The organism is Pseudomonas sp. 2(2015) (assembly GCF_000955865.1).
GTDB lineage: Bacteria > Pseudomonadota > Gammaproteobacteria > Pseudomonadales > Pseudomonadaceae > Aquipseudomonas.
Genome location: NZ_JYOF01000066.1, coordinates 213 through 609 on the forward strand (window position 1 = coordinate 213; position 397 = coordinate 609).

Here is a 397-nt window from a genome sequence, read left to right on the forward strand (position 1 = left end):
CAGCAGGCCCTGGATGCGGTCGAGGGCGGCGATGTCCTCTGCCGAGAGGACACTTGCAACCGCAGGCGCAGCCGGAGCCTCCTCGGGTGTTGACTGCTTCCCCTCCGACGTCTCGGCGCCGGCGGGCTGGGGCTGACCCGGCTTGTAGCCGAAGTCCTCGCCGTTCTCCGCGATCCACTTGTCGACGGCGTCGGCAGTCGGCTCGACCTCGTCCCGCTTCATCCAGCGTGCGATGTTCGCGGGGACCTGCTTGTCGCGCAGGATGTTCTCGAGGGTGACCGTCTTGACCGTGCCGGACAGCTTGGCGTTCTCCTCGCGGACAGCCTTGAGCTCCTTGAGAGCCTTCTCGAGCTGGTCCCGAAGAGCGCCGCCGCCCTGCTGGGCGTCGTCGTCGTAG

At 68.0% G+C, this 397-nt stretch carries 1 protein-coding gene; it reads right to left on the minus strand.

Annotated elements, in window-relative coordinates:
• The coding region (locus UB48_RS28105) for a hypothetical protein (RefSeq protein ID WP_177329199.1) at positions 1–397 on the minus strand (397 nt) is incomplete at both ends.